Source organism: Hymenobacter baengnokdamensis (assembly GCF_008728635.1).
GTDB classification, from domain to species: Bacteria; Bacteroidota; Bacteroidia; order Cytophagales; family Hymenobacteraceae; genus Hymenobacter; species Hymenobacter baengnokdamensis.
Genome location: NZ_CP044285.1, coordinates 1,422,475 through 1,439,957, shown reverse-complemented (window position 1 = coordinate 1,439,957; position 17,483 = coordinate 1,422,475). Strand labels below are relative to the sequence as shown.

At 58.7% G+C, this 17,483-nt stretch carries 11 protein-coding genes and 2 rRNA genes; 11 read left to right on the top strand and 2 right to left on the bottom strand.

The window, feature by feature from the left end; all coding sequences use genetic code 11:
* Window positions 1-38: 38 nt before the first annotated feature.
* The 4 genes from thrC to F6X24_RS06050 all read left to right on the top strand — a co-directional run bounded on the left by thrC (window position 39) and on the right by F6X24_RS06050 (window position 4,856).
* The gene (gene thrC, locus F6X24_RS06065; protein WP_151087152.1) at window positions 39-1,331 is read left to right on the top strand and encodes a threonine synthase; all 1,293 of its coding nucleotides are present in this window, start codon (window positions 39-41) and stop codon (window positions 1,329-1,331) included.
* A gap of 41 nt (window positions 1,332-1,372) precedes the next feature.
* Window positions 1,373-2,053: a c-type heme family protein gene (locus tag F6X24_RS06060; RefSeq protein WP_191906478.1), complete on the top strand. Its 681-nt coding sequence runs from the start codon at window positions 1,373-1,375 to the stop codon at window positions 2,051-2,053.
* A 74-nt stretch (window positions 2,054-2,127) separates the two neighbouring features.
* Window positions 2,128-3,336: a toxin-antitoxin system YwqK family antitoxin gene (locus F6X24_RS06055; protein WP_151087150.1), complete on the top strand. Its 1,209-nt coding sequence runs from the start codon at window positions 2,128-2,130 to the stop codon at window positions 3,334-3,336.
* A gap of 251 nt (window positions 3,337-3,587) precedes the next feature.
* On the top strand, window positions 3,588-4,856 hold the full coding sequence (locus F6X24_RS06050; protein ID WP_151087149.1) for a protoporphyrinogen/coproporphyrinogen oxidase: 1,269 nt from the start codon (window positions 3,588-3,590) through the stop codon (window positions 4,854-4,856).
* Between the two features lie 13 nt (window positions 4,857-4,869).
* Here the strand turns inward: F6X24_RS06050 and F6X24_RS06045 are convergent, their stop codons facing one another.
* Window positions 4,870-5,775 (bottom strand): LysR family transcriptional regulator, encoded by a 906-nt coding sequence (locus F6X24_RS06045; RefSeq protein ID WP_151087148.1) that lies wholly within the window; start codon window positions 5,773-5,775, stop codon window positions 4,870-4,872.
* Window positions 5,776-5,879: 104 nt separating this feature from the next.
* On the opposite strand from F6X24_RS06045, the gene hppD reads away from it, so the two are divergent.
* The 5 genes from hppD to F6X24_RS06020 all read left to right on the top strand — a co-directional run bounded on the left by hppD (window position 5,880) and on the right by F6X24_RS06020 (window position 10,890).
* Window positions 5,880-7,010 (top strand): 4-hydroxyphenylpyruvate dioxygenase, encoded by a 1,131-nt coding sequence (gene hppD / locus F6X24_RS06040; protein WP_151087147.1) that lies wholly within the window; start codon window positions 5,880-5,882, stop codon window positions 7,008-7,010.
* Window positions 7,011-7,127: 117 nt separating this feature from the next.
* Window positions 7,128-8,336: a homogentisate 1,2-dioxygenase gene (locus tag F6X24_RS06035; protein WP_151087146.1), complete on the top strand. Its 1,209-nt coding sequence runs from the start codon at window positions 7,128-7,130 to the stop codon at window positions 8,334-8,336.
* Between the two features lie 87 nt (window positions 8,337-8,423).
* A complete protein-coding gene (locus F6X24_RS06030; protein ID WP_151087145.1) occupies window positions 8,424-9,653 on the top strand; it encodes a Glu/Leu/Phe/Val dehydrogenase dimerization domain-containing protein in 1,230 nt (409 codons plus the stop codon).
* Between the two features lie 84 nt (window positions 9,654-9,737).
* On the top strand, window positions 9,738-10,526 hold the full coding sequence (locus F6X24_RS06025) for a HipA family kinase (RefSeq protein WP_151087144.1): 789 nt from the start codon (window positions 9,738-9,740) through the stop codon (window positions 10,524-10,526).
* Entirely contained in the window at window positions 10,504-10,890 is a 387-nt protein-coding gene (locus F6X24_RS06020) for a DUF3037 domain-containing protein (RefSeq protein WP_151087143.1), read from the top strand. Before F6X24_RS06025 ends, F6X24_RS06020 begins: the two co-directional genes overlap by 23 nt.
* A gap of 28 nt (window positions 10,891-10,918) precedes the next feature.
* Here the strand turns inward: F6X24_RS06020 and F6X24_RS06015 are convergent, their stop codons facing one another.
* On the bottom strand, window positions 10,919-11,896 hold the full coding sequence (locus tag F6X24_RS06015) for an ABC transporter ATP-binding protein (RefSeq protein WP_151087142.1): 978 nt from the start codon (window positions 11,894-11,896) through the stop codon (window positions 10,919-10,921).
* 898 nt (window positions 11,897-12,794) lie between these two features.
* Here F6X24_RS06015 and F6X24_RS06010 point away from each other — a divergent pair.
* Both F6X24_RS06010 and F6X24_RS06005 read left to right on the top strand, forming a co-directional pair.
* A 16S ribosomal RNA gene (locus tag F6X24_RS06010) occupies window positions 12,795-14,310 on the top strand.
* A 242-nt stretch (window positions 14,311-14,552) separates the two neighbouring features.
* Window positions 14,553-17,466 (top strand): 23S ribosomal RNA (locus F6X24_RS06005).
* Together the 16S and 23S rRNA genes form the textbook arrangement of a ribosomal RNA operon.
* Window positions 17,467-17,483 lie beyond the last annotated feature (17 nt).

Sequence of the window (17,483 nt, the reverse complement as noted above, 5' to 3'; positions counted from 1 at the left end):
ACATCCAGCACATTTTCACATCTCCACATTATTAAATTATGCAGTACTATAGCCTTAGCCGCCAGTCGCCGCCCGTTGATTTTCGCACGGCCACCATTGCCGGGCAGGCTCCCGACGGCGGCCTGTACTTCCCCGAAGCCATCCCGCGGTTTTCGGCTGACTTTCTGCAGAGCCTGCCGGCCCACTCGCGGGCCGACATTGCCTACACCGTCATGCAGCCCTACGTAGGCGCTACCATCCCGGAGGCCGACCTGCGCCGCATCTGCGCCGAAACGGTCGATTTTGACTTTCCGCTGGTGCCAGTGGCGGAGCGCATCGGGGCGCTGGAGCTTTTTCATGGCCCCACGCTGGCGTTTAAAGACGTGGGGGCGCGGTTCATGAGCCGCTGCCTGGGCTACTTTTCGCGGGGCGAAACCAAGCCGGTGACGGTGCTGGTGGCCACCTCTGGCGATACGGGCGGGGCGGTGGCGCACGGCTTTTTGGGCGTGCCGGGCGTAGAGGTGGTTATTCTTTACCCGGCGGGCCGGGTGAGCCCGCTGCAGGAGCTGCAGCTCACCACCCTGGGCCAGAATATTACGGCCCTCGAAGTGCAGGGCAATTTCGACGACTGCCAGCACCTGGTAAAGCAGGCGTTTCGGGATGAGGAGCTGACCCGTCGCCGCCCGCTCACGTCGGCCAACTCAATTAATGTGGCGCGCTGGCTGCCGCAGCAGCTCTATTATCTTTTTGCTATGCAGCAATGGCCGCCCGCCGCGCCCCCGGTGGTAGCAGTGCCCAGCGGCAACTTCGGCAACCTTTGCGCCGGGCTGCTGGCCCACGCCTCGGGGCTGCCGGTGGGCCACTTTATCGCGGCCTGCAATGCCAACGATGCTGGGGCCGAATATCTGCGCACTGCGATATTTACACCCCGGCCCGCCGTCGCGACTATCTCTAACGCGATGGACGTTGGCCACCCCAGCAATTTTATCCGGATTCTCGAGCTGTTTAAGCATGAGCACGCCGCCCTGAGCCAGTTGCTGAGCGGCTACACGGTAAGCGATGCCGACACCCGCGCCACCATTCGGCGCGTGGAGGCCGAGCACCACTATCTGCTCGACCCGCACGGCGCGGTGGCTTTTTTTGCGCTGGAAAAATACCTGGCCGAGCACCCGGCCGCCGCGGGCTTCCTGCTGGCGACGGCGCACCCGGTAAAATTCCCGGAAGTAGTTGAGCCGCTCATTGGCCGCAAAATCGACCTGCCGGATTCCCTGCATTATCTACTGGCGAAGCCTAAGCACAGTGTTTTGCTGCCACCCAGCTACGCGGCGCTGCGCGGCTGGCTGCTGCGCTAGCGCAACCTTCAGCCCGCCAAAGCAGTTGCCGAAGTATGGTTGTGTCGAAACTCAAGCTCCTTCTCCCCGTCTTCCTGGTACTGGCAGCCTGCCGGCCCGACCAGGTAAAGCACCTGCCCGGCACCAAGCAGATAGCCGAGGAAACTGCCAACTGGGAGGCTATCCGTATTACCCCCACCGACTTGCTGCACGCCACGCGCTGGGCCGGCGACTCGCTCACGGCCTACGCCGATACGCTGCTGCGCCGCACCCTGGCCCGCGAGCTTAAGCGCGGCAGCCTGAGTCAGGCCGCCAGTTTTTGCCATCCGCAAAGCTACCCGCAGGTCGATTCGATGGCCCGCAAGTGGCAAGCCCGCCCGCGCCGGGCCGAGTGGCAGACGACGAATACAGCGCCTGCGGCCGCCATTGCCGCGGCGGGCCTGCGCCCCGACACCATGCGCCTGATTGGCCGCCCCGCCGTCGATACGTTTTTCTACCAGCGGCCCATCACCCTAAACAATAACCTGTGCCTGCGCTGCCACGGCCGGCCCGGCCACGACCTCACCGCGGCCGAAGCGGCCCTGCTGCAACAGCAGCACCCCGGTCTGAAATCGGTCGGCCGCCAGCCGGGCCAGGTGCTGGGCGCGTGGCAGCTTACCCTGGAGCGCAGTGGCGTGGCGGAGTTTTACACCATGAAAACCCGCAAGAAGTGGAAAGAGCACAAGATGCCCAAGCTGTTTTAAGCGCGGCATCCACGCGTGTACCGGAGAAGCTGGCGATATTTAACCTACAGTACCGCCATATAGCATTCCGGAACATGCAACACTTCAACTGTAAGTATTTAATTATCAAATCCCTGGTTAGCAGTATCCTTTGGCTGCCGGGTGCGGCCTGGGCGCAGGCCCCCGTGGGTCCAGCCGCAACCACCGTAGCCCTGACCGAGTGTGTTAAGGTTATTAAAGGCGACAGCATGGCGTTGTACTATGACAAAAGCTACGTGCTTACGCCCATTGCCTGCGCCTCGGTATGCCGCCTCACGCGCATCGACCCCCAGGGCAATTTTGACGGCGAAGTGCGCGACTATACCGGCCCTGGTAACAAGCTGCGGTACCGTCAGCATTACCGGCATGGGCAGCGGGAGGGCGCTTACGAAAGCTTTTATCTCAATGGCCAGCCGGCTATCCGGGGTGCTTTTACACAAGGGCAGCCAGCTGGCACCTGGGTATTCTGGTACGCCAACGGTCAGAAGCAGCAGGAGCTGGAATGGCTGAGCCCGAGTGAGCCCCGCCTGCGCATCGTAGCCTATTGGGATTCGACTGGCCAGCAGCTGGTAACCGCTGGCAACGGCCGCTGGAGCGGCATCATGCCCGACCTGCACCGCCAGGTTTCGGGACCCGTGGTGAATGGCCTGGCAAACGGCATATGGGAAAGCCGCGACCCGGCTACCAAGCAGCTGCTGACTACCGAAGTTTACCAGAATGGGGTGTTTAAGAACGGTAAAGCGCTCGATGGCAAATACCCTGGCCCTTATAAAGACCAGGCGCTGTTGCGCCCGAGGCTCAGCGACCCCACCGGCCCGGCCGAGCAATTTAAGGTAGGAACCAGCTGCGCCGCCCGGCTGGCCAGCTACCAGCAGAATATGGCTTTGCGCAATATGGTGCTGGTGCCGCCCAAGCCGCCCGGCGATGGCAACACGTACCTCAGCCGGCTAATGACCAAGCTGTCGGAACAAAATCAAATGCTTCAGAATATCCTGCGCGATGATGCTTACCGGGCTACTATCGAAGCCGATATAACCGAGCTGGGCGTACTTACCGGCTTCGAAGGTACCGACCCGTTTATCCGCGGCGTGTTTGCCAATACTGTCCCTGCACTGGGCAACTGGAGTGCTGCCACTGCCAACGGGCAAGCTGTTCCGGGTCGCGCTACCTTCGAAATCAGCGTATATAGCAATCAGCTGCAAGTGCGTGCTCATTGGAATATCAAGCAGCCGCTGCCTGCAAAAATGCTTACGACTTCTAAATGATATTTTTATTATACAATAAACATATTCAGAAAACGGCAAACCTAACAAGCAACGACATGTCCATGTGACGTTCATATTAACCTAGAGCAGTTTCTAAATCCGGGTATTAGGCGGGCTGCCGGCCCAAAACCGGCAGCCCGCACCAGCCAAGCTGTACCCGGACCTGAAATTTGCGCTAGATGGACTTCCTAAATAGCTTCAGTATCAGTTCCCCCTTTTTACGCTAGCAGGCAGACTGCCTTTATTTTATTATGCCTAGTGCTACTTCTCCCATTATCATTATCGGCGCGGGTATGGCCGGGCTGGCCTGCGCCAACTGGCTGCACCGCGCCGGCCGGCCGGTACTCGTGCTCGAAGCTGCGGACGCCGTGGGAGGGCGCGTGCGCACCGACATCACGCCCGATGGGTTTCGGCTTGACCGCGGCTTCCAGATTTTGCTGGCCAACTACCCCGAGGCCCGCCGCATGTTCGACTATGGCGCGCTGAACCTGCGGGCTTTTCGCTCGGGGGCAGTTATCCGCCTGGCCGACGGGCGGGAAACTACGCTTGAAAATCCGCTTCAGGCACCGTTGCGGGCGTTTGAGGCGCTGGCCTCCCCCATCGGCACGCTTAAGGACAAGCTGCTGATTGGCAAGCTGGCCTCGCAGCTGGCGGGCCGCTCACCCGAATTGCTGCTGGCTCGGCCCAGCCTGACCACACTGGATTACCTGCGTCGCTTTGGCTGGAGTGAGCAGATTATCAACTCCTTCTTTAAGCCCTTCTTCGGCGGTGTATATCTTGACCGCGAGCTGAACACCGCCAGCAACTTCTTTGAATTTATTTTTCAGCAGTTTATGCAGGGGCCGGCTACGGTGCCGGCCCTCGGCATGCAGCAGCTGCCCGAGCAGCTGGCGGCCCGCCTGCCGGCCGGCAGCATACGCCTCCAAACACCCGTAGCGGCCGTCGCGGATGGTGGCCGCCTGGTGCACCTGGCCAGCGGCGAAACCCTCGCTGCCGCGGCAGTAGTACTGGCAACCGATGGTCCGTCGGCCGCCCGCCTGCTCGGAACCCCTGCTTCGGCTGTGCCGGCTGCCCGCCTCACTACCTGCACGTATTTTGCTACTGCGGGCGCGGCCCCCAGCCACGGCCGCCGCCTGCTCCACCTCAATGCCCAGCCCCGGGCCCTGGCTCACAATGTAGCCTTTCCGGCTGAAATCAGCCCGGCGCTGGCTCCCGCCGGGCAGGGACTGGTATCGGTAAGCACCCACGGCGAGCATGGTCTTTCAGAAGAAGAGCTTACGGCGCGCCTGCGCCAGGAGCTGGCCGCCTGGTTTGGGCCGGTAGCCAACATGTGGCGACACCTACGCACCTACTACATTCCGCAGGCGCTGCCAGTATATAGTCCTGGCCAGCCCGCCCAACAGGCCTTACAAGTAGGCGATGCGCTGTTTCGCTGCGGCGACTGGGTCAGCTACCCTTCGCTGAACGCGGCCCTGGGTACCGGCCGGCAGGTAGCGGAATTACTAACGAGTTCTTCTTAATTCCAAACTTGCGCTATACCAGCGCCACCAGCGCTTGCAGCAGCGGCGCCGGCCGCTCGGCCAGCCAGGCTACGCACTGCGTGAGAACGACGTTTTCGCCGCCCGGCACGCGTAGCGGCCGGGCGACCACGCCCGGCACTTGGCTCAGGTCGAAAAACGAGGGCACGAACGCCACACCCAGCCCCAGCCGGACGAGGTTGCTGAGCAGTTCCAACGACGAAACTTCCTGCACGATGGCCCCGCGCCGGCTGAAGCCGGCCTGCTGGCAGAGGTGCTCAATCTCGTCGTACACCGGGTGCAGCGGCCGGCTGATTTCCACCCATTTCTCGTGGGCCAGCGCTTCCAGCGGCACTTCGGCCAAGCCGGCCAGCGGGTGCGCCACGGGCAGCGCCACCGCCAGGCCGCCCTGGCCGAAGGGCCGGGCCGCCAGTTCGGGGTGCAGCAGCGGCAACATGGTCAGGCCCAAATCGATGCGCCCGGCCACCAGCGCCTCCTGCACGGCCCGGAACGTGGGCAGCTCGTGCAGGTGAAACTGCACGTCGGGAAAGCTCTCGTTGAAGCGCTGCACAATGCCCACCAGCCGGTCGGGCCGCAGCAGCTGGTAATAGCCCATCTCCACCGTTTTTTGCTGCGAGCCCACGCGGCGTACGTTTTCGACGGCCTGCCGGCTGAGGTGCAGCAGATGCTGGGCCTCGGCCAGAAACGCCGTCCCGGCCTCGGTGAGCACTACCCGGCGCTGGCGCGTACGCTGCTGATGGTCGAATAGCTCCACGCCTAACTCGCTCTCCAATAGCTGTATCTGCTGACTTAGCGCGGGTTGCGATACGCACAGCTTCTCGGCGGCGCGACCATAGTGCAGGGCGGTGGCAACCTCGGTAAAGTAGCGCAGCTGACGTAGTTCCATGCGGCAAATCTCCATAAGAAAATCTTATTGGCAACATAAGGAACCGATATTGGACAAGCGGGCTAACGGGCGTTAGTATTGTGCAGTCAATAAGCATCTTCCCACCCCCTTATCTTCTTATGGAAACCCTCGTCGCCCAGGAGCTGCAACAGCGCGCCACCACCGATTTCCTGCCCTTGCTGGGCACCGACTACCTCGAATTTTACGTCGGCAACGCCAAGCAGGCCGCGTACTACTACAAGGCGGCATTCGGCTTCCAGACCGTGGCCTACGCCGGCCCCGAAACCGGCGTGCGCGACCGCGCCAGCTACGTGGTGCAGCAGGGTAAAATCCGGCTGGTGCTCACCACCGCCATGCACTCCGACCACGAGATTTCGCAGCACGTGCGCCAGCACGGCGACGGCGTTAAAATTCTGGCCCTGTGGGTTGATGATGCCTACGAAAGCTACGAGAAAACCATGAGCCGCGGCGCCCGCAGCTACCAGGAGCCCCGCACCCTCACCGACGAGTTTGGTGAGGTGCGCACGGCCGGCATCTATACCTACGGCGAGACGGTACACCTGTTTGTAGAGCGCAAGAACTACCACGGCGCCTTTCTGCCCGGCTACGTGGCTCAGAAATCGGATTTCAACCCCGGCGAGGTAGGCCTGCTTTACGTGGACCACTGCGTGGGCAACGTGGGCTGGAACCGCATGAACGAAACCGTGAAGTGGTACGAGGACGTGATGGGCTTCGCCAATATATTAAGCTTTGACGATAAACAAATCACCACCGAGTACTCGGCGCTCATGAGCAAGGTGATGAGCAACGGCAACGGCTACGTAAAATTCCCTATCAACGAGCCGGCCGAGGGCAAGAAGAAGTCGCAGATTGAGGAATACCTTACCTTTTATGAAGGCGAAGGCGTGCAGCACATTGCGGTGGCTACCAACGACATTATCAGCACGGTGCGCGAGCTGAAAGCGCGCGGCGTGGAGTTTCTGAACACGCCCGATAGCTACTACGACAACCTGCGCGCCCACGTCGGCAACATCGACGAAGATGTGGAGGCGCTGCGCGCCCTGCGCATCATGGCCGACCGCGACGAGGAAGGCTACCTGCTCCAGATTTTCACCAAGCCGGTAGAGGACCGCCCCACGGTATTCTTCGAAATTATCCAGCGCAAGGGGGCCAAGAGCTTTGGCGCCGGCAACTTCAAGGCCCTGTTCGAGAGCCTGGAGCGCGAGCAGGACCGCCGGGGCAACCTTTAATAATGGTTAATTACTCAATGGTTAATGAGTAATTTCTTTGTTTAACAGGCCGCTAGGCTGCGGAACGAAAGAACTACTCATTAACCATTAATCATTAAAAAATTAACCATTAAAGAAATGCCTATCTACCACAAGCTTGGCCGGTTGCCGCACACGCGCCATACGGTGTTTGAGAAGCCGGGGGGCGGCTTGTACTACGAGCAGCTGTTCGGTACCATCGGCTTCGAGGGAATGTCGTCGCTGATGTACCACCTGCGCCGGCCTACCACGGTAAAGGAAATCGTGGGGGAAACTGACCTCACGCCCAAAATCGCGGTTGAGAAAAGTATCAAGGCGCGGCTGCTGAAGGGCTTCGAGGTACCGCCGCAGGACGACTACCTGGCCGCCCGCACGCCGGTGCTGGTCAACAGCGACGTGCACATTGTGCTGGCCGCGCCCCGCCACTCGCTCACGGCGTATTTCTACAAGAACGCCGATGCCGACGAGCTGCTGTTCATTCACCGGGGCACCGGCAAGCTGCGCACGCAGCTCGGCAATATCGCGTTCGAGCCGGGTGATTACCTGCTGATTCCGCGTGGCATTATCTACCAGATTTCGTTCGACTCGGAGGATAACCGCCTGTTCATTGCTGAGTCGTTTCACCCCATTTATACGCCCAAGCGCTACCGCAACTGGTTTGGCCAGCTGCTGGAGCACGCGCCCTACTCGGAGCGCGATTACAAGCTGCCCACCGAGCTCGAAACCCACGACGAAGAGGGCGACTTCACGATTAAAATCAAGAAGCAGGGCGTGCTGCACGAGCTGGTGTACCCCTCACACCCGTTCGACGTAGTGGGCTGGGATGGCTATAATTATCCCTACGGGATGAATATCCGTGATTTTCAGCCGATAACCGGCAAGGTGCACCAGCCGCCGCCCGTGCACCAGCAGTTCGAGACCAAGGCCTTCGTGGTGTGCTCGTTCGTGCCCCGGCTGTTCGACTACCACCCGCAGGCCATTCCCGCGCCCTACCATCACTCCAACATCGACTCAGATGAGGTGCTATACTACGTGGATGGCAACTTCATGTCGCGCAACAACATTGCCCAGGGCCACATCACGCTGCACCCCGGCGGCATTCCGCACGGCCCCGCGCCGGGCGCCTACGAGCGCAGCATCGGCAAAACCGGCACCGACGAGTGGGCCGTCATGATTGATACCTTCCGCCCGCTCATGCTCACCGAAGCTGCGCTGAAGCTCGACGACGGCCAGTATTATAAGTCGTGGCTGGAACCCGCCACCGCTCCGCCCGCGGGCGAAGGCCAGCGCCTTGAACGCATTGAATAACAACGCTTTTTGCCTTTTCCACTCCGCAGCGCGGGCCGGCCGGACAGGCCGGCCCGCTTTTTAGCTTTTTAGTAAGTGCCTGATTACATGAAAGATTTACTCGCTCAATTCGAGCAGAAACGCCCCGAAATCGTTTTTGAGTGGCAGGACCCCGAAACGGAAGCCGAAGGCTGGGTGGTGATTAACTCGCTGCGCGGCGGGGCGGCCGGCGGCGGCACCCGCATGCGCAAGGGCCTCGACAAGCGCGAGGTCGAGAGCCTGGCCAAAACGATGGAAGTGAAGTTTACTGTCTCCGGCCCGGCCATCGGCGGGGCCAAGTCGGGCATCAACTTCGACCCGCAGGACCCCCGCAAGCGCGGCGTGCTGGAGCGCTGGTACAAAGCTGTCATTCCGCTGCTGAAAGCCTACTACGGCACCGGCGGCGACCTCAACGTGGATGAGATTCACGAAGTAATTCCGCTTACCGAAGACTACGGCCTCTGGCACCCGCAGGAGGGTGTAGTAAATGGCCACTACCGTGCCACCGAGCCCCAGAAAATTCAGAAGCTCGGCCAGCTGCGCCAGGGCGTAGTCAAGGTGCTCGAAGACGCTACCTACACGCCCAGCCTGGCCCGCAAGTACACCGTGGCCGACCTTATCACCGGCTACGGCGTGGCTGAAGCAGTCCGTCATTACTATACCCTCTGGGGCGGGCGCTCAGTGGCGGGCAAGCGCGTTATTATCCAGGGCTGGGGCAATGTGGGCGCGGCGGCGGCCTACTACCTGGCCAGTCAGGGCGCGCGCATTGTGGGCATCATCGACCGGGCCGGCGGCCTGCTGCGCCCCGCAGGGCTGAGTCTGGAAGAGGTGCGGACGCTGTTTCTGGGCCGCGACGGCAACGCGCTGCACGCGCCCGACTTGCTTTCTTTTGAGGAAATAAACCAGAAAGTCTGGACCACCGGGGCCGAGATTTTCGTGCCGGCCGCTGCCTCGCGCCTCGTGACGCAGGCGCAGGTCGAGGCCCTGGTGAGCGCCGGCCTCGAAGTAATATCGTGCGGAGCTAATGTTCCCTTTGCCGACCCGGCCATCTTCTTCGGCCCCACCGGCGAGTGGGCCGACGCGCACTGCGCCGTCATCCCCGACTTCATCGCCAACTGTGGTATGGCCCGCGTGTTTGCCTACCTCATGGAAACGGGCGCCGAAATCACAGACCAGGCCATTTTCTCTGATACCTCGCGCATCATCGAAGCCGCCCTGGCCCGCACCCGCCAGCAAAGCGCCGAAACTACCGGCATCGCCCAGCGCTCATTCGAGATGGCCCTGCGGCAGCTGGTGTAGTTTTGCTTGATTTTTAATTGTCTGTCATGCTTGGTTCGTCAGCATGACAGACAATTTTATTTCGGACTCCTAAGCATTTATTGAATGGATAATCCTCCCGCCCTTCGCACGGTCGAAGTGACCCGCTACATCACGCCCCTGCGCGAAGGCGGCTCGCTGCCCGCGCTGGTCGAGGCCGACGACGGCTTCCTGTACGTGCTGAAGTTCCGGGGCGCGGGCCAGGGCATCAAGGTTCTGATAGCCGAGCTGCTGGTGGGCGAGCTGGCGCGCACACTGGGCCTGCGCGTGCCCGAGCTGGTATTTGCCGAGCTCAGCGAAGCTTTCGGCCGCACCGAGCCCGACGAGGAAATTCAGGACTTGCTACGCGCCAGCACCGGCCAGAACCTGGCGTTGCACTTTCTCTCCGGCGCCAGCACCTTCGACCCGCTCGTAACGACCGTGGACGCGCACCTGGCCTCGCTCATCGTCTGGCTCGATTGCCTTACCCTGAACGTGGACCGCACCGCCCGCAATACTAACATGCTACTCTGGCACAACGAATTGTGGCTGATTGACCACGGCGCGGCACTCTACGTGCACCACACCGGCCCCCAATGGGTGAAGTCGGCCACCCGGCCCTTTCCGCAGGTAAAAGACCATGTCTTGCTGCCCCAGGCCACCGCGCTGGCAGCCGTCGATGCTGAATGCCGCGCCCGCCTCACGCCCGCCGTGCTCGCCGGCCTTATCGCTGCTATCCCCGACGAATGGCTCCAGGAGCCCGACCTCACGGCCGCCGAGCAGCGCGCCAACTACCAGCAGTTTCTGGAAGCGCGCCTGGCCGTTTCTGCCACCTTTACCCAGGAAGCCGACCATGCCCGCCAAGCACTTGTTTGAGTACGCCGTGCTGCGCGTGGTGCCCCGCGTCGAGCGCGAAGAGTTTTTAAACGTAGGGGTTATTCTATATTGTGCCGGTCAAGGCTTTTTACAAGCCACTGGCGAGTTGAACAGCGCTCGCCTGCAAGCCTTCTCCAACGCGCAGCTCGACCTGGCCGACCTGCGCGAGCGCCTGCGCTCGTTCCAGCGCATCTGTCGGGGCCGCGCCGAGGGCGGGCCCATCGGGCAGCTGCCTATTGCCTCCCGCTTCCGCTGGCTCACGGCGCAGCGCAGCACCATTGTGCAAACCTCTCCCGTTCACCCCGGCCTCTGCGAAGAGGCCGCTGCTACCCTAGCCCGGCTGCACGCCGAGCTAGTCCAGTAATCCAGCCTATCAGCTAAATTTCACCTGTTCAGCAGCTTAGCTGCCAGCCGCCGTCCGCCACCACCGAAATTCCAACTGCCTCCCCGACGCTTGCAGCTACCGAGCCAACCCACACCCGCACCACATTGTCCGGCAGTTGGACCTCCACTTCGTAAAAGCTGCCAAAAAAGCGTATCGCCCGCACCTGCCCCGTTACCCCGCCAGCAGCCGGCACTAGGCGAAACTGCTCAGGTCGCACCAGTAATGGGCCGGCTCCGCGGGCGTGGGGAGCCAAAAGCAGCTTGTCAGCTCCATTTATGAGATTGTAATCGCCAAAAAGCCCGGCCGTGTATTCATCTACGGGCCGCTGGTATACTTGCTCGGGCGAACCCTCCTGTACTACCTGGCCCCGACGCAACACCATAATTTTATCGGCCCAGGAAAGTGTATCGGCAGCATCGTGCGACACCAGCAGGCAAGTAATACCCAACTGCTGCCCTACCGCCTCCACAATGCGCTGCATTTCCTGCTTGTGCCCCCGGTCGAGGTTAGAAAAAGGCTCATCCAGTAATAATAGCCGCGGCTCTCCCACCAATAGCCGGGCCAGCGCTACCCGCTGCTGCTCGCCCCCCGATAGCTGGTCGGTGCGCCGCCCCAGCAACTGGTCGATACGACATAGCTTAAAAAGCGCCTGTGTTTCAGCTCCTGGCCGCTTGCTGGCATACTGCAGCACCTGCTCCACGCGCAGAAATTTGGGCAAATCCGACTTTTGCGATAGATACGCTACCCCCGGATGCCCCGGCACCAGGGCCACGGCCGGCCCACGCACCTTGCTGCCCGCAATGCGCACTTCCCCGGTACTAGGCTCCACCAGCCCCGCTATTATCTGCAATAAGGTGCTCTTGCCAGCCCCGCTTTCACCGGTCAAGGCCAGCTTCTGCCCCATCGGCAGGCTAAAGCTCAGCGTAGACAGTACAGTAGCTCCCCGCTCCTCCAGACTAATACCTGCTACCCGAACCAGCTCCATATAAAAGAATTACCATGCTAAACCACCTGTTCCGTACTCAATTGCCACCGTTGGCAACCTACCTACTCACCAAAAGTAGGCCCCGGCTAAGTAGGCGCCCAGCCAGCATTTATACAACCCACTCATTCCCTAGCACCACCTCACTAATAGCCCTACCCGAAGCTACTCCAGGCCTAGCCCGCAGCCGACACCTTATACCTTATCACTACTCACCTCCCTGGATTCAACAGTGCCTCTAGCAAACAGCGCAACTTTCAAAAGTTTCTCACCCAGCTTTCAGGCACTTAGCGTAGCCTCGGGCAAAACTTCGTTGCCACAAGCTGCCCAGCCCGCTAAAAGCAGTACCTTTGCAGTCCCAAACGGCAACCGGCCCACTGGGAACGCTCAAAAGCAGCCGCCTCAGAAAAATCTTTCTCTGCAAAGGAACTCTGGAAAAGGCCGAGATGTCTGCTTTACCGGACCGCAAAAACAGCCACCGCAAATTTATTTTTGCCCAAGCTGTAAGAATCTAAAAAAAGCTTCTTACCTTTGCACCCCGCTTTAAAAGGAAGTAGGCAAGATTTAGAAAAACAAAAGTAAAAAGCAATAATTTTTTACTTGAAACTTGGAAAGTCAGAAAAAATAGCTACCTTTGCACTCCCAATTAAAACAGGGTCTTGCAAACGACAAGAAAAGGCTTGGTAAAACCAGCCGCCGAGTTACTTCAACAGGAAGTAACACATGTTCTTTGAATGTTGGAAATAGACAAAATAGGTAGGCGCTTGCCTGTTATGCGTTGCTTCGGCAAAGCAACAGGGGCAAGCAACTAAGCTAAACGAATTAGATTACAAACGTCAAATAGAGCACAGGGCAAGCACTCGACAACGTCCCTATTTAGGTAGTGGATTAGGAATATTTTACAATGGAGAGTTTGATCCTGGCTCAGGATGAACGCTAGCGGCAGGCCTAATACATGCAAGTCGAACGGGGTGTAGCAATACATCTAGTGGCGCACGGGTGCGTAACACGTAACTAACCTACCCACATTTGGGGGATAGCCCGCCGAAAGGCGGATTAATACCGCATGATACATGTACCCGGCATCGGGTGTCTGTTAAAGATTTATTGAATGTGGATGGGGTTGCGGGTCATTAGCTAGTTGGGTGGGTAACGGCTGCCCAAGGCGACGATGACTAGGGGAGCTGAGAGGCTGGTCCCCCACACGGGCACTGAGATACGGGCCCGACTCCTACGGGAGGCAGCAGTAGGGAATATTGGGCAATGGGCGAGAGCCTGACCCAGCCATGCCGCGTGCAGGACGAAGGCTTTCTGAGTCGTAAACTGCTTTTGACAGGGAAGAATAAGCACTACGTGTAGTGTGATGACGGTACCTGCAGAATAAGCACCGGCTAACTCCGTGCCAGCAGCCGCGGTAATACGGAGGGTGCGAGCGTTGTCCGGATTTATTGGGTTTAAAGGGTGCGTAGGCGGCTCTTTAAGTCCGGGGTGAAAGCCCGCTGCTCAACAGCGGAACTGCCCTGGATACTGGAGAGCTTGAGTACAGACGAGGTTGGCGGAATGGACCGAGTAGCGGTGAAATGCATAGATACGGTCCAGAACCCCGATTGCGAAGGCAGCTGACTAGGCTGTTACTGACGCTGAGGCACGACAGCGTGGGGAGCGAACAGGATTAGATACCCTGGTAGTCCACGCCGTAAACGATGGATACTCGCTGCGGGCTAAAGATTGTCCGTGGCTTAGGGAAACCGATAAGTATCCCACCTGGGGAGTACGCTCGCAAGAGTGAAACTCAAAGGAATTGACGGGGGCCCGCACAAGTGGTGGAGCATGTGGTTTAATTCGATGATACGCGAGGAACCTTACCTAGGCTAGAATGCGCGTGACCGGCTCAGAGATGAGCCTTTCCTTCGGGACACAAAGCAAGGTGCTGCATGGCCGTCGTCAGCTCGTGCCGTGAGGTGTTGGGTTAAGTCCCGCAACGAGCGCAACCCCTATGGTTAGTTGCCAGCACGTAATGGTGGGGACTCTAGCCAGACTGCCTGCGCAAGCAGTGAGGAAGGCGGGGACGACGTCAGGTCATCATGGCCCTTACGCCTAGGGCGACACACGTGCTACAATGGACGGTACAGCGGGTAGCTACTGGGCGACCAGATGCCAATCTCGAAAAGCCGTTCTCAGTTCGGATCGGAGTCTGCAACTCGACTCCGTGAAGCTGGAATCACTAGTAATCGCGCATCAGCCATGGCGCGGTGAATACGTTCCCGGGCCTTGTACACACCGCCCGTCAAGCCATGAAAGTCTGGTAGACCTGAAGCTGGTGCTCCGCAACGAAGCCAGTTAGGGTAGAACAGGTAATTAGGGCTAAGTCGTAACAAGGTAGCCGTACCGGAAGGTGCGGCTGGATCACCTCCTTTCTGGAGCTGCCTTGTGCTCGACGTTTGTTAAGTTAACTTTAGTAGCTAACAGCTGCTTATTTTGTCTATTTCCTCCATTCAATATTATTAGAATTATAGGCCAAGCCTATAATTCGCCTCACTACCAATTGGGTAGTAGACGTTCTTTGACGTAAGGGAAAACAAGAGAGAGAAGTACAAAGCGGGCTGTTAGTCACAGACTAGCAGCAGTTCTTCTACACGTCGAGTGTAGAGAATCGCAAGCGAGAAGTAAGTAAGAGCACACGGGGGATGCCTAGGGTCTCAGAGGCGAAGAAGGACGCGATAAGCTGCGATAAGCTCGGGGGAGGGGCACATACCCGTTATATCCCGAGATGTCCGAATGGGGCAACCCCACTGGTTGAAGACCAGTGACTCTTCTTTTCGGAGAAGAGGGCAAACGTTGGGAACTGAAACATCTCAGTACCGACAGGAACAGAAAATAACAATGATTCCCCAAGTAGTGGCGAGCGAACGGGGAGGAGCCCAAACCAGGGCGGTTACGGCCGCTCTGGGGTTGTAGGACCACGCCATGTGATTAAATCGAGTTAGCTGAAGTGTGTGGGAAAACACGCCAGAGACGGTGAGAGCCCGGTAAGCGACAATTCTGATTTACGCTAGTGGTATCCTGAGTAGGGCGGGGCCGGAGAAACCCCGTCTGAATCCAGCGGCACCATCCGCTAAGGCTACATACTCCTGAGACACCGATAGTGAACCAGTACCGTGAGGGAAAGGTGAAAAGAACCGCGGATAGCGGAGTGAAAAGAACCTGAAACCGTGTGCTTACAAGCAGTTAGAGGACTTTTGTAGTCTGATAGCGTGCCTTTTGCATAATGAGCCTACGAGTTACTCCTCCCTGGCAAGGTTAAGCGCTTGAAGGCGCGCAGCCGCAGCGAAAGCGAGTCTGAACAGGGCGCGTAGTCAGGGGGGGTAGACGCGAAACCTAGTGAGCTACCCTTGAGCAGGATGAAGGAGCGGTAACACGCTGTGGAGGTCCGAACCAGTTTCCGTTGAAAAGGATTTGGATGACTTGAGGGTAGGGGTGAAAGGCCAATCAAACTAGGAAATAGCTCGTACTCCCCGAAATGTATTGAGGTACAGCGTCGTGGTTAGGTTTGTTGGAGGTAGAGCTACCAATAGGACTAGGGGGTGTCAGAGCCTACCGAATCCTGATGAACTCCGAATGCCAGCAAATTCATACACGGCAGTGAGGCCTGGGGTGCTAAGGTCCCCGGCCGAGAGGGAAAGAACCCAGACCCGCCGCTAAGGTCCCTAAGTTCTAGCTAAGTTGAACAAAGGAGGTCCAGTTGCTTTGACAGCCAGGAGGTTGGCTTGGAAGCAGCCATTCCTTTAAAGAGTGCGTAACAGCTCACTGGTCGAGCGACCGGGCATCGATAATACGCGGGCATCAAGCTAGGCACCGAAGCGCGGGATTTACACTTTGTGTAAGTGGTAGGGGAGCATTCTGGTTGCGGAGAAGCCGTCCTGTCAGGGCATGGTGGAGCGTCCAGAAAAGCACATGTAGGCATGAGTAACGATAAAATAGGTGCGAAACCTATTCGCCGATAGACTAAGGTTTCCAATTCAACGCTAATCGGAATTGGGTTAGGCGGGACCTAAGGGAGAGCCGAGAGGTGTACCCGATGGCAAGCCAGTTGATATTCTGGCCCCCGGACTAGGAAGTGATGCAGGGACGCAGGAATGAAAGCAGCGCGAGCGGACGGAAGTGCTCGTTAAAGCCCGTACCTAATGACAGAGTAGTGAAGTACGCTCAGTTAGGGGAAAGGTGATAGTACCACACGGCCTTCGGGCCACGTGGATAGTCTGCCTAAGGACTGCCAAGAAAAGCTGCTAAACGTTGTATCCTAGCTCGGCCCGTACCGCAAACCGACACAGGTAGTCAAGGAGAGTATCCTGAGGCGCTCGAGTGAATCACGGCCAAGGAACTCGGCAAAATGGTCCTGTAACTTCGGGAGAAGGGACGCTTCCTCTAGTAATAGAGAAGCCGCAGTGAAAAGACCCAAGCGACTGTTTAACAAAAACACATGGCTTTGCTAACGCGTAAGCGGACGTATAAGGCCTGACACCTGCCCGGTGCTGGAAGGTTAAGAGGGGAGCTTAGTCGCAAGGCGAAGGCTTGAATCGAAGCCCCAGTAAACGGCGGCCGTAACTATAACGGTCCTAAGGTAGCGAAATTCCTTGTCGGGTAAGTTCCGACCTGCACGAATGGTGTAACGATTTGGGTGCTGTCTCAGCCGTGAGCTCGGTGAAATTGTAGTCTCGGTGAAGATGCCGAGTACCCGCCACGGGACGGAAAGACCCCGTGCACCTTTACTATAGGTTGCCATTGGTGATGGGTTCAGTATGTGTAGCATAGGCGGGAGGCGTCGAAGCGGGGGCGCTAGCTCTCGTGGAGCCAACGTTGAAATACCGCCCTTACTGTGCCTGTTGCCTAACTCTAGGTTTCTTAGAGAACAGTGGCTGCTGGGTAGTTTGACTGGGGTGGTCGCCTCCAAAAGAGTATCGGAGGCTTTCAAAGGTCCGCTCAGTACGCTTGGTAACCGTACGTAGAGCGCAATAGTAGAAGCGGGCTTGACTGTGAGACTGACTAGTCGAGCAGGGTCGAAAGACGGATATAGTGATCCGGTGGTTCCGCATGGAAGGGCCATCGCTCAAAGGATAAAAGGTACGCCGGGGATAACAGGCTGATCTCCCCCAAGAGCTCATATCGACGGGGAGGTTTGGCACCTCGATGTCGGCTCGTCACGTCCTGGGGCTGGAGAAGGTCCCAAGGGTTCGGCTGTTCGCCGATTAAAGTGGCACGCGAGCTGGGTTCAGAACGTCGTGAGACAGTTCGGTCCCTATCTGTGGTGGGCGTTGGATGATTGAGAGGACCTGACTTTAGTACGAGAGGACCGAGTTGGACCAGCCGCTGGTGCGCCGGTTGTCCCGCCAGGGGCAGCGCCGGGTAGCTACGCTGGGAGCAGATAAGCGCTGAAAGCATCTAAGTGCGAAACTCACCTCCAGATGAGTCATCCCAATGAAAGGTTCGTGGTAGACGACCACGTCAATAGGCCGCAGGTGTAAAGCTGGAAACAGCACAGCTGAGCGGTACTAAGGAACCGAGAACTTACGCTTGGCCCACTCAGTCTTTC

Excerpts from the sequence above, each read along its gene's own strand:
- thrC (WP_151087152.1), top strand. The coding sequence starts at position 39 with ATGCAGTACTATAGCCTTAGCCGCCAGTCGCCGCCCGTTGATTTTCGC.
- F6X24_RS06055 (WP_151087150.1), top strand. The coding sequence starts at position 2,128 with ATGCAACACTTCAACTGTAAGTATTTAATTATCAAATCCCTGGTTAGC.
- F6X24_RS06050 (WP_151087149.1), top strand. The coding sequence starts at position 3,588 with ATGCCTAGTGCTACTTCTCCCATTATCATTATCGGCGCGGGTATGGCC.
- F6X24_RS06045 (WP_151087148.1), bottom strand. The coding sequence starts at position 5,775 with ATGGAGATTTGCCGCATGGAACTACGTCAGCTGCGCTACTTTACCGAG.
- hppD (WP_151087147.1), top strand. The coding sequence starts at position 5,880 with ATGGAAACCCTCGTCGCCCAGGAGCTGCAACAGCGCGCCACCACCGAT.
- F6X24_RS06035 (WP_151087146.1), top strand. The coding sequence starts at position 7,128 with ATGCCTATCTACCACAAGCTTGGCCGGTTGCCGCACACGCGCCATACG.
- F6X24_RS06030 (WP_151087145.1), top strand. The coding sequence starts at position 8,424 with ATGAAAGATTTACTCGCTCAATTCGAGCAGAAACGCCCCGAAATCGTT.
- F6X24_RS06025 (WP_151087144.1), top strand. The coding sequence starts at position 9,738 with ATGGATAATCCTCCCGCCCTTCGCACGGTCGAAGTGACCCGCTACATC.
- F6X24_RS06020 (WP_151087143.1), top strand. The coding sequence starts at position 10,504 with ATGCCCGCCAAGCACTTGTTTGAGTACGCCGTGCTGCGCGTGGTGCCC.
- F6X24_RS06015 (WP_151087142.1), bottom strand. The coding sequence starts at position 11,896 with ATGGAGCTGGTTCGGGTAGCAGGTATTAGTCTGGAGGAGCGGGGAGCT.